The sequence below is a fragment of the Streptomyces litmocidini genome (assembly GCF_014649755.1).
Classification (GTDB): domain Bacteria; phylum Actinomycetota; class Actinomycetes; order Streptomycetales; family Streptomycetaceae; genus Streptomyces; species Streptomyces litmocidini.
Genome location: NZ_BMTQ01000012.1, coordinates 128,005 through 140,085, shown reverse-complemented (window position 1 = coordinate 140,085; position 12,081 = coordinate 128,005). Strand labels below are relative to the sequence as shown.

Sequence of the window (12,081 nt, the reverse complement as noted above, 5' to 3'; positions counted from 1 at the left end):
CACCCCCGCCCACGACCCGAAAGGTCCCCGTTCCGTCATGCCCGAGCTGGTCTTCTTCTCCGGAACCATGGACTGCGGGAAGAGCACCCTGGCGCTCCAGATCGCCCACAACCGCGACGCGCGGGGGCTCCAGGGCGTGATCTTCACCCGCGACGACCGGGCGGGCGAGGGCAAGCTGTCCTCCCGGCTCGGCCTGGTGACGGAGGCGGTCGAGGCGCCGCGGGACATGGACCTGTACGCGTACCTGGTCACCCAGCTCTCCCAGGGCGGCAAGGCCGACTACGTGATCGTGGACGAGGCCCAGTTCCTCGCCCCGGAGCAGATCGACCAGCTCGCCCGCATCGTCGACGACCTCGGCCTGGACGTCTTCGCCTTCGGGATCACGACGGACTTCCGCACGAAGCTGTTCCCGGGCTCGCAGCGGCTGATCGAGCTGGCGGACCGGATCGAGCAGCTCCAGGTCGAGGCGCTGTGCTGGTGCGGGGCCCGCGCCACGCACAACGCCCGTACGGTGGGCGGCGAGATGGTCGTCGAGGGCGAGCAGGTCGTCGTCGGGGACGTGAACCGGCCGGCCGAGGAGATCGGCTACGAGGTCCTCTGCCGCCGCCACCACCGCCGCCGGGCCACCTCGGCCTCCGCCCGGGCGGGGGCCCTCTCTCCCGACGTGCTGCCGGTCACCTCGGACTGACCCGCGCGGCCCCGCCGCTCCCGCCGTCCGCCCCGGACCGCCCCGCGGGCCCGCCGCCGAAGCGCAGCCGCCAGGGGGTGAGGGCCGATTCGAGCTGGACCCGCAGGTCCATCTTCGACGTGCCCCGGCCCCGCTCCTCGAAGTGGATCGGCACTTCGAGGAGGGCGAACCCCCGGGTGACGGCCCGGTGGTTCATCTCGACCTGGAAGGAGTACCCGTTGCTGCGCACGGAGTCCAGGTCGAGCGCGCGCAAGGTCTCGGCCCGCCACGCCTTGAAGCCGGCGGTGGCGTCCTTCAGGCCCAGCCGCAGGATCGCGTTCACGTAGGCGTTGGCCCAGGCCGACAGCGCCCTGCGGGACCGGGGCCACTCGGAGGCGGTCGAGCCGCCGGCCACGTAGCGCGAGCCGATCACGGCGGCGGCGTTCTCCGTCAACAGCACGTCGAGCATGACCGGGACCGCCGAGGCCGGGTGCGAGAGGTCGGCGTCCATCTGGACCACGACGTCGGCACCCTCGTCCAGCGCACGGGCCATTCCGGCGAGGTAGGCGCGGCCGAGTCCGTCCTTGGTGCGGCGGTGCAGCACGCCGATGGTGTCCGGCGCCCCGGCGACGAGCTTGTCCGCGACCTCACCGGTGCCGTCGGGCGAGTCGTCGTCGACCACGAGCAGATGCAGGTTCGGCACCGGCAGGTCCGCGAGCAGACCGGCCAGCACGGGCAGGTTGTCCCGTTCGTTGTAGGTCGGTACGACGACCACGGTCTTCGGGGGCACGGCGGTCATCGGCGGCTCCTCGGTCGGAGAAACGGTTCAGGGGCCGGCGACCCGGGCGAAGGGGCGTCCCGCCGGGCCGGCCGGCGGGACGCCCCCGGGGGAGCGGGCCGGGACGCGGCGGAAGAACTCGAGGATCTGGCGGTTCACCTCCTCCGGGCGCTCCAGGTACCCGTAGTGGCCCGCGCGGCCGATCAGACGGTGGACGGCGCCGGGGATGGCCTCGGCCACCTCGGCGACCAGGTGCGGGGGCGTGACCAGGTCGTCGGCGAAGGCCAGGACCAGGCACGGCGTGGTGATCGCGGCGTAGGCCGCGAGACGGCCGGGGGCCGGGGTGATGGCGAGCTGGTGCCGCAGCCCCGGGCCGGCGGACGACGACTGCTCGAACACCGACAGCCAGTCGGACACCTCGATGTCGTCGTCGAGGGTGTGCGGGGACAGGTTCTGGATCGCCTGCAGGGCCGCGTGGTACCTCCGCGGCAGCGCGATGCCGGAATCCAGCAGCTCGATCTCGGCCCGGGCGGCGGCCGCGCGCAGTCGGTCGTCGCGGCCGCGGGTGGCCATCAGCACGGCGGCGGTGGCCAGTTCGGGCCGGACCAGCAGCAGTTCCTCCACCACGTGCGCGCCGAGCGAGGTCCCCACCAGACGGCAGGGCCCGGCGTCCAGGTGCTCGATGAGGCCCGCCAGGTCGGCCGCGAGGTCGCCGACCGTCAGACCCGCCTCGCCGGGGTCGCTGGGCGGCACGCCCCGGGAGTCGTACGTGATCACCCGGTGGCCCGCCGCGACGAGCGTCGGCACCTGGTGGAGGTGCCACGCCCGTCCGCGACCGCCCGCGCCCATGACCAGGACGACCGGTTCCCCGCCCGCCGGGCCGGCGACGTCGTAGTGCAGCCGTACGCCGCCGACGGTCGCGACGCCCATCAGCGCGCGGCCATGCGGTCGGCCAGGCTCTTCGGGCGCATGTCGGTCCAGTGCTCCTCGACGTACGCGAGGCAGGCCGCGCGGTCCGTGTCGGCCAGCGCGACCCGCCATCCCTCGGGAACGGCGGCGAAGGCGGGCCAGAGCGAGTGCTGCCCCTCGTCGTTGACCAGCACCTTGAAGGCCGCGTCGGGGTCGTCGAACGGATTGGTCATCTTCTGCTCCTTCTGGTCCTTCGGGGAGGGGAATCAGGCGAGTGTCTGGCCGGAGACGAGCGTCTCGGCGTATCCGAAGACGTGGCCGCGCCCGACCGAGACCGGTCGCAGCGAGGCGAAGTCCGCGTCGAGCACGTCGAACATCTCCAGGTGCGCGTCGCCCGACCACACCTCGGAGAACTCGACGCCGGTGACGGTCGAGGTCACCAGCTCGACGGGAGGCTCCACCCCGTCGACCCAGGACGGCTGGACCCGGCTGTGCACCAGCGGCACGGTGTGCAGCGCCGGCGGTTCGGCGGCCGGAGCGGTCACGTTCACCGAGGCCTGGACGAACCGGCGGCCGCCGGTCGACGCGGTGCCGTGGTACGTGCCCGCGGCCGAGCCCAGGGGCCCCGCCCTGCCGACGCGCATCGGCCGGGTCTGGTGCAGTTCGCCGAACTGCTTCGGCATTCCCTGCACCCAGCCGCGCAGCAGCGGCACGGGCTGGTCGACCCAGGCGTACGGGCACCGGGCCAGGGGGCGGCCGCGGTACTCGCAGCCGAGCAGGATCAGGAACTCGCCGAACTGGCTGGTGCCCGGATCGGCCAGCTCGGTCCCCGGCTCCGAGCACCACTGCCAGTGCGCGAAGACCGCGGCGGCCCGCCCCGGATCGGCGCCGAGGTCGAGCTCGGGCGGGAGGAACGCCGCCGCCGCCACCGGATCCACGCGGTAGTCGACCATGACGACCTCGCCGGAGAAGTGCCACGGCGGGGGGGTCAGCATGGCCGAGGTGCCGGAGGGGGAGAGCGGAAGACTGTAGCCGCGCAGGCGGCTGAGGACGGAACTGGTCATCGGAGGGTCTCCTCGGTTCTCCAGGCGGCGGTGAGCCGCGCGGCGGCCTCCGCCAGACGGTCGGGGGAGTTGAGGCTGTACGCGAGCCGCAGATGGGTGCCGGCCGTGCTGCCGTAGCGGGAGCCCGGTGCCACCGCGACGCCCGCCCGGTCGGCGGCGGCGAGCAACGACGTCTCGCCGCGCCGCGGGCCGAAGTCCAGCCAGAGGAAGAAACCGCCGGCCGGGCGGCCGACGGTCACCGACTCGCCCAGGCCGGCCCGGAGGGCCGCCACGAGGGCGTCGCGTCGCAGCCGGAGCCCCTCGCGCAGCCACGACAGGCGCCGGTCGTAGCGGCCGTCCCCCATGAGCATGGTCACGGCCATCGAGGTCAGATGGTTGAGCGCTCCGCCGCTGACCAGCTGACCACGGCCGGTCAGCGTCTCGATCAGGGCCGGCTCGGCCTCCAGCCAGCCCAGCCGCAGGCCCGGCCCGAGCGTCTTGGCGAACGAACCGAGCCGGATCACGCCCCGCCGTCCGGCCAGCGCGGCCAGCGAGGGGGGCAGGGCGACGCGGTCCAGGCACAGTTCCGCGTACGCGTCGTCCTCCACGATCGGCACGCCGTGCCGGGCGGCGACGGCGAGGAGCTCCCGGCGGCGCGCCTCGCCCGCGACCGTGCCGGTCGGGTTGTGGAACGTCGGCGTCAGGTAGACGAACGCCACGTCGTCGCCCTCGGCGAGGACCCGGTCCAGGGCCCGCGGCCGTACGCCCTCACCGTCCGCGTCCACCTCGCGCAGGCGCAGACCGTGGTCGGTCATGATCTTCCGGCCCAGGTCGTAGCTGGTGCGCTCGACCACGACGGACCGGCCGGGCCGGCCGAGGACGGTGCACAGCAGGGCCAGCGCCTGGGAGGTGCCGGCGGTGACCATGACCTCCTCGGCCGTGCAGCCGTGCCGGGCGGCCAGCAGGGCGCGCAGCGGCTCGGCACCGGCGTTGGCGCCGTAACCGAGCGCTGCGGGGCCGAACTCGGCGAGGGCCTCCGCGTAGAGCGGACGCACCTCGTCGACCGGCAGCAGGCCCGGTTCGAGGTAGCCGGGCTCCAGGTCGATGACACCGGGCGGGGAGACGGCCTGCACCACCCCCGCACGCCACCACCGGGCGTGCGGGAGCGGCGGGACCGCCGTGTGCGGTCGAAGCATCAGCCCGACAACTCCGACGCGTCCAGCAGGGCCGAGCGCAGCACCCGCGCGCCCGCGAGCAGGGTGGACGGGTTGCGCGAGAGGGCCAGGCGCAGCATCCGCTCGCCCTCGTGCGGCCTCGCCCAGTGGAACTTCTGGCAGGGCAGCACGTAGAGGCTCTGGGAGCGCACCGCCGACCAGACGTCCATGCCCAGCCGCGCGCCCACGTGCAGGCGCTCCACGCTGACCCGGGCGTGTTCGTCGACGAAGGAGACGTCGGGCACGCCGTCGAACGCGGCGCGCACGAGGGCCCGGTGGTCGGCGATCGTACGCTGCAGCTCGGCCAGGCCGCCGTCCGCCCCGTCGTCCGCGAACCGCTTCACCAGGAGCAGGACCAGCGGCGAGGTGCCGAGCAGGATGTCCGAGTGGATCTTCTCGATCGGCAGGTCCACCTCGGCCGAGCGGACCAGCCAGCCGATCTTGAGTTCGAGCGTGGGCCACAGCTTGCCGGTGTCCTCGATGACCACCCAGCGGCAGCCGCTCGCGTCGAGCACGGCGTAGTGGTCGAACTGCGCGGCGGGGTCGAAGCCCCTGAACGAGGTGTCCAGGGCCAGCACCACGCCGTGTTCGGCGCACTGCTCGGCGAGCCGGCGCAGCCGGTCCTCGCCCATCACCCGCCCGGTCGGGTTGTTCGGCGTCGTGATGAAGACGCAGCCGACCTCGTCGAGCAGCTCGGCCGGCAGGTCCTCGTCGTGGGCCCGCTCCTCCTCGACCGGTACGAGCCGCAGGCCGACCCCGCGCAGGATGTCGGGGATGTTGTCGAAGGTGGGGTGGATCAGTGCCACCGCGTCGGTCGTGGTGACCAGCGAGCGGGCGAGGATCTCCATGGCCACGGACGACGAGTAGCAGCTCAGCGTGCGCCCGGCGGCGAACGGGTGGGCGTGCTGGCCGAGCATGCCGAAGAACGACTCGGCGGCCTCCTGCTCGATCTCGTCCACCGGACGCAGGGCGGCCTCGGCCCACAGGTGCGGCAGTTCGGAGACGATCTTGCCCTGCGCGGCCGTGAGTTGCTGGCGGGCGTGCCCGTCGGCGAGGTTCATCGGACTGGCGAGGGCGAGGGTCTCGAATTGGGTCAGGTTCTCCGCGGAGACTTTCGGCAGAATTCTGTTCACAAGCACCCCTTGAACGAGTGGCGGGCGAAGCGTGCTTGGAGCCACGGCGGATGCCGGGACTCACCGGCGCTCGGGCGCCGGGATAGGAATCGAGTGACCTCCGTCAGCAGAAGGCGAACCGGGTGAGCAACTGCTCGGCGTCGTCGATACGGTCGCCGGAGGCCAGTCCGGCTTTTCCGACGAAGCGTTTGAGGTAACCGGCACCCTCGGTGCCGCCGGACCCCGTCATCTCCGGCAGATAACGACGTCCGAATCCGTAGTGCCGGCCGCGCCAGACGTGCAGCGGCGCCTCACCCGCCTCGAACGCCTCGCGGACGTCGGCGTCGTCGGCGCCGGCCGCGGCGTCCCGCAGGGACGCGAACCCGCGCAGCAGCGGACTGTTGACCGGGGCCAGGTGCGCGAACCGCCCGTAGGTCTCGATCTTCCGCTCGTCGTAGCCGTACACCACCAGTTCCATCAGGTGGTAGTTGAGCGACTGGACCGCGCTGGCGCTCCCGGTCGCCTCCCGGAAGCCCATGAAGAGCTCCGGGGTCAGCGTCCGCAGCGCGTGGAAGACGACGTTCAGGAGCCCGGTCGCCGAGGCGAACTGGCCGATGCGCAGGGCGTACGCGGCGCGGTCGCGGCCGATCGCCTCGGTGGCGCGGCGCGCGGTCCAGCGGACGAGGAAGAAGATGATCTCGCAGGCCTGCACGGAGCGCATGAACATGTGCTCGTCGTGCTTGTCCGAGCGGCGGAACCCCGAGCAGCGGTTGACCACGAGCAGGTCGCGGACCAGCACGTCGTCGTGGTCGGCGAGCCGGACCAGCTCGGCGCTCGCCATGGTGCGGTCCGGGCCGAGCGGGGAGCCGCCCAGGTGGTCGAGGACGGACTCCAGGCGGCGCACCCGTTCCGCGCCCTCCTCGACGGTCGTCTCGTGCAGCCCGGCCTCGCGCTCCTCCAGCGCGATCAGGTCGGTCACGAGCGCGTGCAGGAGCAGCAGGGCCGCCTCGTACGGGTCCTCCCGCCGGGCGAGGTACCAGCCGGTCACGTGCAGCCCGGTGTACCGGTAGTACTCGGGTATGTCGAGGCGCCGGCTGAACGTCCTGGTCAGGAGCCGCAGGATCTCGTTCTCGTCGGTGTCCGGTCCGGCCACGGCCGCGTCGTGACGGTCGGACAGCCGGAGGACCTCCTCCTCGGACAGCCCGGCGAGGGGCGTGCCGTGCAGCCGGTCGGCCAACTCGGCGCAAGACGCGGGCAGTCCCCGCGAGCGGACCGGGGCGAGGGTGCGCACGGCGTTCACCGCCCGGCCCCGCCCTCGGCGGGACGCCGGCCGGTGATCAGGTGCTTGTCGCCGCCGGAGCGCCGTACGGTGCCGTCCGCGAAGCCGGCGCGGCGCAGCAGCTCCAGGTACTCGGCCGCCGTACGGTGCCGGCCCTCGGTCTCGACGTGCATGGAGAGGTTCATGACGGCCGTGGCGAGCGGGCCGCCGCGGTCGTCGTCGAAGAGCCGCTCCATGACCAGGACGCGACCGCCGGGGAGACAGGCCTCGTAGGCCTTGCGCAGCAGTGCCGCGCAGGTCTCGTCGTCCCAGTCGGACAGGATGTAGCCGAAGGCGAAGCAGTCGCCGGCCGGCAGCGGGTCGCGGAAGAAGTCGCCGGCCGCGAAGTCCAGCCGGTCGTCGAGCCGGTGCTCGACAGCCCGCGCGGTCAGGTGGGGGCCGACCTGGGGGAGGTCGAACACGGTCGAGCGCAGCTGGGGATGGGCGTGCAGGGCGGCCACCGAGAAGGGGCCGCTCGCCCCGCCGACGTCGATCAGCCGCCGGCAGTCGCCCAGGTCGGCCAGGGCGGCGAGCTCGTGCGAGACGTGGTGGCTGAGGCCCCACATCGCGTTCAGGAAGCGGCCCACCGACGCGTCGTCGCGGTAGAGGGACTCGAACGGGGCCGGCGCGTCCCGGTCGGTCTCGGCCTTGCCCGACCTCAGATAGCCGTCGAGCCGCCCGAACTGGTCGGCCGTGTCGTCGATCAGATGGTCGACGAATCCCATCAGGTAGCGGGGGTCCTCGCGGTCGACGTAGGGCCGCACCTCCGCCGCGAGGGCGTAGCGGCCGTCCTCCGCGTCGAGGACGCCGAAGGCGGACAGCACCAGCAGGAGCCGCTCCAGGGTGTCCTCGTCGACGGTCAGGGCGGCCGCGATCTTCTCGGCGCTGTCGCCGCCGTGTCGTGTCAGGTGCTCGAAGACGCCGTGCCTGTCCGCGACGCGCAGGGCGTGGGTGGCGTACATTCCGTAGACGGCGCGTTCCAGATTCGCAGGAATCATTTTTTCGCTGCCCATCGATGCAAGGAAACGGTCAGGCCTTCATCGGCGCGGCGAATTGTCGACGCGGCCGCCGAGATCTCCGGGCGCGGTGCGCCCATTACCCGGTGGCGAAGAATCCCCCGGGTCGTCGAGAAGTATTTCGGTGTGCGTGGCGGATCGGCCATCTTGTTGCCCGCAGAGTGAAACCCCCAGCTCGGGACCGCTCCTCGGGCCTCCTGCTCCGGCCCCGGTCCGGGGACGCGGCGGCGAGGGTCGAGGGGCGGCGGGCGGCGGTCGCCGCGCGGCGGCGGCCGGGACGGCGGGATCCGGCCACGCGGTCGGGCGGGGGAATCCGGAGCGAAAGAAAAGGGCACAGGTGGGGGCGGTATTCGCGAGTGTTCGAGCTGCGGCTCGAAATCGGTTTTCCGTCGGATCCGGTTGATCGGGTGGCGCGCCGAACGGTACCGTTCCGCTCAATGGGGAAAGGGTGTGCAGTGGCTGGCAGGTATGCTCTCTTATTGGAATCCGTGACAAAAACCTACGGTTCCGGCCGTAACGCGGTCACGGCCTTGGACAACGTGACGATGGGCGTGCCGCGAGGGACGTTCCTCGCCGTCATGGGCCCCTCCGGCTCGGGCAAGAGCACGTTCCTGCACTGCTCGGCGGGGCTCGACAGGCCCACGAACGGGGGAGTGACCCTCGGCGACACCCGGCTGACCGGCCTGGACGAGGAGCAGCTCACCGAGATCCGCAGGGAACGGGTCGGATTCGTCTTCCAGGCCTACAACCTGCTCGACTCGCTCACCGTCGCCGACAACGTCGGCCTGCCGTTCCGGCTGGCCGGCGCCCCCGTCCCCACCGACCGGGTGCGCGTCGAGCTGGCGAACGTCGGTCTCGCCGACATGGGCGACCGCTATCCCGGACAGCTCTCCGGCGGCCAGCGGCAGCGCGTGGCCGTCGCCCGCGCCCTCATCACCGGACCCGACGTGATCTTCGCCGACGAGCCGACCGGCGCGCTCGACACCCGGACCGGCAAGCAGGTCCTGGAACTGCTGCGGGGGGTCGTCGACCGGACCGGGCAGACCGTGGTGATGGTGACCCACGATCCGGTGGCCGCCTCGCACGCGGACTCGGTGACCTTCCTGGCCGACGGCCGGCTGGCCGGGGAACTCGCCGCGCCCACGCCGGAGAAGGTGGCCGAGCGGATGACCAGGCTCGGTGAGTGGTGAGCCGCGGGAACGGGGCCGGGGCGGCGGATCGGCCGCCCACCGAGAAGGCCAGGAGGGCGGAAGAGGCCAGGGCGGCCAGGAAGGCGGAGAACGCCAGGAGGGAGGAAGACGCCAGGAGGGCCAAGAGGGCGAAGAAGGCCGCGAAGGCCAGGAAGAAGGTCCGCACGCTCTCGCGCCAGAACCTCTCCCTGGCCTGGAGCACGATCCGCGGTCGCAAGGGCGGCTTCGCGGCCGTGCTGATCGCCGTCGCGGTCGGCTCCGCCGTCATCACCGCCTGCGGCGTGCTGCTGGAGACCGGCATCAGCTCGGGAGCCCCGGCCGAGCGGTACCACGGGGCGGCCGTGGTCGTCGGCGGCCACCAGGCCATGTCCGTCGAGGGCGACACGGACCCGCGGCTCTCCGAGCGGGTCAGGCTGCCCGCCGACACGGTCGCGAAGGTCGCCGCGGTCAAGGGCGTCGAGTCCGCCGTCGGGGACGTCAGCGTCCGTACGACCGTCCTCGGGAAGGGCTCCGTCCTCGACGGGCCGCCCGTGTACGGACACGGCTGGTCCGCCGCGGTGCTCACGCCGTTCGCGCTGCGCTCGGGCACCCCGCCGCGAGCGGCCGACGACGTCGTGCTCGACGGCGACCTCGCCCGGCGGGCCGGTCTCGCCCCGGGGGACGCGGTCACGCTGGTGACCGGGTCGGCACCGGGGTCGTACCGGGTCAGCGGCGTCGCCGAGCCGGCGGCCCCGTTCGCCCGGCAGTCGGCGGTCTTCTTCACCGACGACCGGGCGGCGCGGCTCCACGGGCCGCCCGGCACGGTCGACGCGGTCGGGGTGCTGGCCGCGAAGGGGACGGACGCCGGCGAACTCGCCGACCGGATCGAGAAGGCCGTGCCCGGGGCGGTCACGTACACCGGCGACGACCGCAGCGACGTCGAGACGCTCGACGTGGGGCGGATGCGGGCGTTCGTCATCGAGGTGGCCAGCGCCTTCGGCGCCACCATGATCCTCCTCGTGGTCATCGTGGTCGCCGGCACGCTGGCGCTGTCGGTGCAGCAGCGGCGCCGCGAGCTTGCCCTGCTGCGGGCCGTCGGCGCCACCCCCCGGCAGGTGCTGCGCATGATCGGCGGCGAGGCCGTGCTCGTCGGCGGGATCGGTGCCGTGCTCGGCGCCGTCCCCGGCGTCCTGCTCGCCATGCTGCTGCACACCGTGTTCACCGGTGCCGGCGCGCTGCCGCCCGGATTCTCCCTGGTGATCACACCGCTGCCGCTGCTGTTCTCCCTGCTGATCTGCGTCCTCGCGGCCCGGATCGGCGGCCGGCTCGCGGCCCGCCGCGCCGCGAAGGTCAGCGCCGTCGAGGCGCTCGGCGACGTGGCGGTCGAACCCAAGAAGCTCGGCTGGTTCCGTCTCTCCCTCGGCGTGCTGCTCGTGCCCGCGGGCCTGGCCGTGGCGGTCGTGCTGCCGATCGTGCTGCCCGGCGAGGCGGCGATCGAGGGCGCCGCCAGTTCCGCCCTGGTCCTGGTGATCGCCGTCGGCCTGCTCGGACCGAAACTGTTCGGCGGCGTCGCGAAGCTGCTCGGCCGCCGCCCGGCCGAGGTCACCCGGTTCCTCGCCCTCGCCAACTCCCGGGCCCGGGCCCGCCGGGTCAGCGCCGCCACCACCCCGCTGATCATGGGCGTGACCATGGCGTCCGCCCAGCTCTTCAGCGGCACCACGCTCGCCGCGACCGCCCACGACCAGGCCGTCGACGGCGTGATCGCCGACCGCGTGGTGACCTCCGTCGGCGCGGGCATCTCACCGGACCTGGCCGAGGAGCTCCGCCGCGTCCCCGGCGTCCGTACGGTCGGCCGGGTCGCCCGGACCTCGACGATCCTCACGTGGCCCGACGGCGACGGCATCCAGTACCGGGTCTCCGCGGCGCAGGGCGTCGACCCCGCGGCCGTGCCGGACACCCTGGACCTGGGCGTGCTGCGCGGCGATCTGCACGGTCTCACCGGATCCACGGTCGCCCTCAGCCGCCTCGTGGCCGGCACGGTCGGCGCCGACGTGGGCGACCGGGTCGAGGTGCACCTCGGCGACGGCACCGTCGAGAAGGCAGAGGTGGTCGCGGTCTACGAGAACGGACTCGGCTTCGGCGACGTCACGCTGCCCCACGACGTGGTCGTCGCGCACACCACCGACCGGCTCGACCAGTGGCTGATGGTGAACACCGACCGGGAGGCGGAGCTGACCGAGGCGCTGAAGGCGTATCCGACGTTGCGCGTCGGCGACGCCGGGGCGGTCACCGCCGCGCCGACCGACGGCGCGGGCGACGGCGGGATCAGCCTCGTGCTCAACGCCGTCCTGCTCGGCTATCTCGCCATCGCCGTCGTCAACACCCTGGTCATGGCGACGATCTCACGGCGACGCGAGTTCGCCCTGCTGCGCCTCGTCGGCACCCGCACCGGACAGGTCAGGGCGATGATGCGTCAGGAGGCGGGCATCATCGTGCTCTCCGCCGTCGTCGTCGGCACGATCGCCGCGCTGCCGTCGCTGATCGGGATGAGCTACGCCATCCGGCACTCGGTGTTCCCCTCCATCCCGCCCCTGCTCTACCTGGGCATCGTGGCCGCGGCCGCGGCGATCGCCTGGCCCGCCGTGATGCTGCCGGCCCGGCTCGCCCTGCGGCCCCCGGCCGTGGAGGCGATCGCCCAGCCCGAGTGACGTACGGACGCAGAGACGGGTGAGGCGTGGCTCCGGCCGCGCCCCACCCGTTTCGCGTTCCCCGGGCCGCCCCGGCCCTCGCGCGCCTCCGGCCGCGCCCCACCCGCTTCGCGCACCCCGGGGCCCCGTCGAACGGGCAGTTTCCTC

General features: G+C 73.2%; 11 protein-coding genes. 3 read left to right on the top strand and 8 right to left on the bottom strand.

Annotation, left to right across the window (positions count from 1 at the left end; genetic code table 11):
* Positions 1-37: 37 nt before the first annotated feature.
* A complete protein-coding gene (locus IE180_RS24460) occupies positions 38-688 on the top strand; it encodes a thymidine kinase (protein ID WP_190159095.1) in 651 nt (216 codons plus the stop codon).
* On the opposite strand, the gene IE180_RS24455 is transcribed toward IE180_RS24460, so the two are convergent.
* The 8 genes from IE180_RS24455 to IE180_RS24420 form a co-directional block, all read right to left on the bottom strand.
* On the bottom strand, positions 675-1,466 hold the full coding sequence (locus IE180_RS24455; RefSeq protein ID WP_190159094.1) for a polyprenol monophosphomannose synthase: 792 nt from the start codon (positions 1,464-1,466) through the stop codon (positions 675-677). The genes IE180_RS24460 and IE180_RS24455 overlap by 14 nt on opposite strands.
* A gap of 27 nt (positions 1,467-1,493) precedes the next feature.
* Positions 1,494-2,375, bottom strand: coding sequence for an alpha/beta fold hydrolase (locus IE180_RS24450; protein ID WP_190159093.1), 882 nt, complete (start codon positions 2,373-2,375; stop codon positions 1,494-1,496).
* The gene (locus IE180_RS24445; RefSeq protein WP_190159092.1) at positions 2,375-2,587 is read right to left on the bottom strand and encodes an MbtH family protein; all 213 of its coding nucleotides are present in this window, start codon (positions 2,585-2,587) and stop codon (positions 2,375-2,377) included. Before IE180_RS24445 ends, IE180_RS24450 begins: the two co-directional genes overlap by 1 nt.
* A gap of 33 nt (positions 2,588-2,620) precedes the next feature.
* Positions 2,621-3,418: an enduracididine biosynthesis enzyme MppR gene (mppR, locus tag IE180_RS24440; RefSeq protein WP_190159091.1), complete on the bottom strand. Its 798-nt coding sequence runs from the start codon at positions 3,416-3,418 to the stop codon at positions 2,621-2,623.
* Positions 3,415-4,593: an aminotransferase class I/II-fold pyridoxal phosphate-dependent enzyme gene (locus tag IE180_RS24435; protein WP_190159090.1), complete on the bottom strand. Its 1,179-nt coding sequence runs from the start codon at positions 4,591-4,593 to the stop codon at positions 3,415-3,417. Before IE180_RS24435 ends, mppR begins: the two co-directional genes overlap by 4 nt.
* On the bottom strand, positions 4,593-5,744 hold the full coding sequence (mppP, locus tag IE180_RS24430; protein WP_229860823.1) for an enduracididine biosynthesis enzyme MppP: 1,152 nt from the start codon (positions 5,742-5,744) through the stop codon (positions 4,593-4,595). The genes IE180_RS24435 and mppP overlap by 1 nt, the downstream gene beginning before the upstream one ends.
* A gap of 103 nt (positions 5,745-5,847) precedes the next feature.
* On the bottom strand, positions 5,848-7,014 hold the full coding sequence (locus IE180_RS24425; RefSeq protein WP_190159088.1) for a tryptophan 2,3-dioxygenase family protein: 1,167 nt from the start codon (positions 7,012-7,014) through the stop codon (positions 5,848-5,850).
* Between the two features lie 5 nt (positions 7,015-7,019).
* Positions 7,020-8,039 carry a methyltransferase gene (locus IE180_RS24420; RefSeq protein ID WP_190159087.1) on the bottom strand — a complete coding sequence of 340 codons (1,020 nt, stop codon included), beginning with the start codon at positions 8,037-8,039 and terminating at the stop codon, positions 7,020-7,022.
* A gap of 455 nt (positions 8,040-8,494) precedes the next feature.
* On the opposite strand from IE180_RS24420, the gene IE180_RS24415 reads away from it, so the two are divergent.
* Both IE180_RS24415 and IE180_RS24410 read left to right on the top strand, forming a co-directional pair.
* Positions 8,495-9,247: an ABC transporter ATP-binding protein gene (locus IE180_RS24415; RefSeq protein ID WP_190159201.1), complete on the top strand. Its 753-nt coding sequence runs from the start codon at positions 8,495-8,497 to the stop codon at positions 9,245-9,247.
* Entirely contained in the window at positions 9,241-11,934 is a 2,694-nt protein-coding gene (locus IE180_RS24410; RefSeq protein ID WP_229860821.1) for an ABC transporter permease, read from the top strand. Before IE180_RS24415 ends, IE180_RS24410 begins: the two co-directional genes overlap by 7 nt.
* Positions 11,935-12,081 lie beyond the last annotated feature (147 nt).

What these genes read in the sequence shown, in the direction of transcription:
- IE180_RS24445 (WP_190159092.1), bottom strand. Translation starts at nt 2,587, where the DNA reads ATGACCAATCCGTTCGACGACCCCGACGCGGCCTTCAAGGTGCTGGTC.
- IE180_RS24450 (WP_190159093.1), bottom strand. Translation starts at nt 2,375, where the DNA reads ATGGGCGTCGCGACCGTCGGCGGCGTACGGCTGCACTACGACGTCGCC.
- IE180_RS24415 (WP_190159201.1), top strand. Translation starts at nt 8,495, where the DNA reads ATGGGGAAAGGGTGTGCAGTGGCTGGCAGGTATGCTCTCTTATTGGAA.
- IE180_RS24435 (WP_190159090.1), bottom strand. Translation starts at nt 4,593, where the DNA reads ATGCTTCGACCGCACACGGCGGTCCCGCCGCTCCCGCACGCCCGGTGG.
- mppR (WP_190159091.1), bottom strand. Translation starts at nt 3,418, where the DNA reads ATGACCAGTTCCGTCCTCAGCCGCCTGCGCGGCTACAGTCTTCCGCTC.
- IE180_RS24455 (WP_190159094.1), bottom strand. Translation starts at nt 1,466, where the DNA reads ATGACCGCCGTGCCCCCGAAGACCGTGGTCGTCGTACCGACCTACAAC.
- IE180_RS24420 (WP_190159087.1), bottom strand. Translation starts at nt 8,039, where the DNA reads ATGATTCCTGCGAATCTGGAACGCGCCGTCTACGGAATGTACGCCACC.
- IE180_RS24460 (WP_190159095.1), top strand. Translation starts at nt 38, where the DNA reads ATGCCCGAGCTGGTCTTCTTCTCCGGAACCATGGACTGCGGGAAGAGC.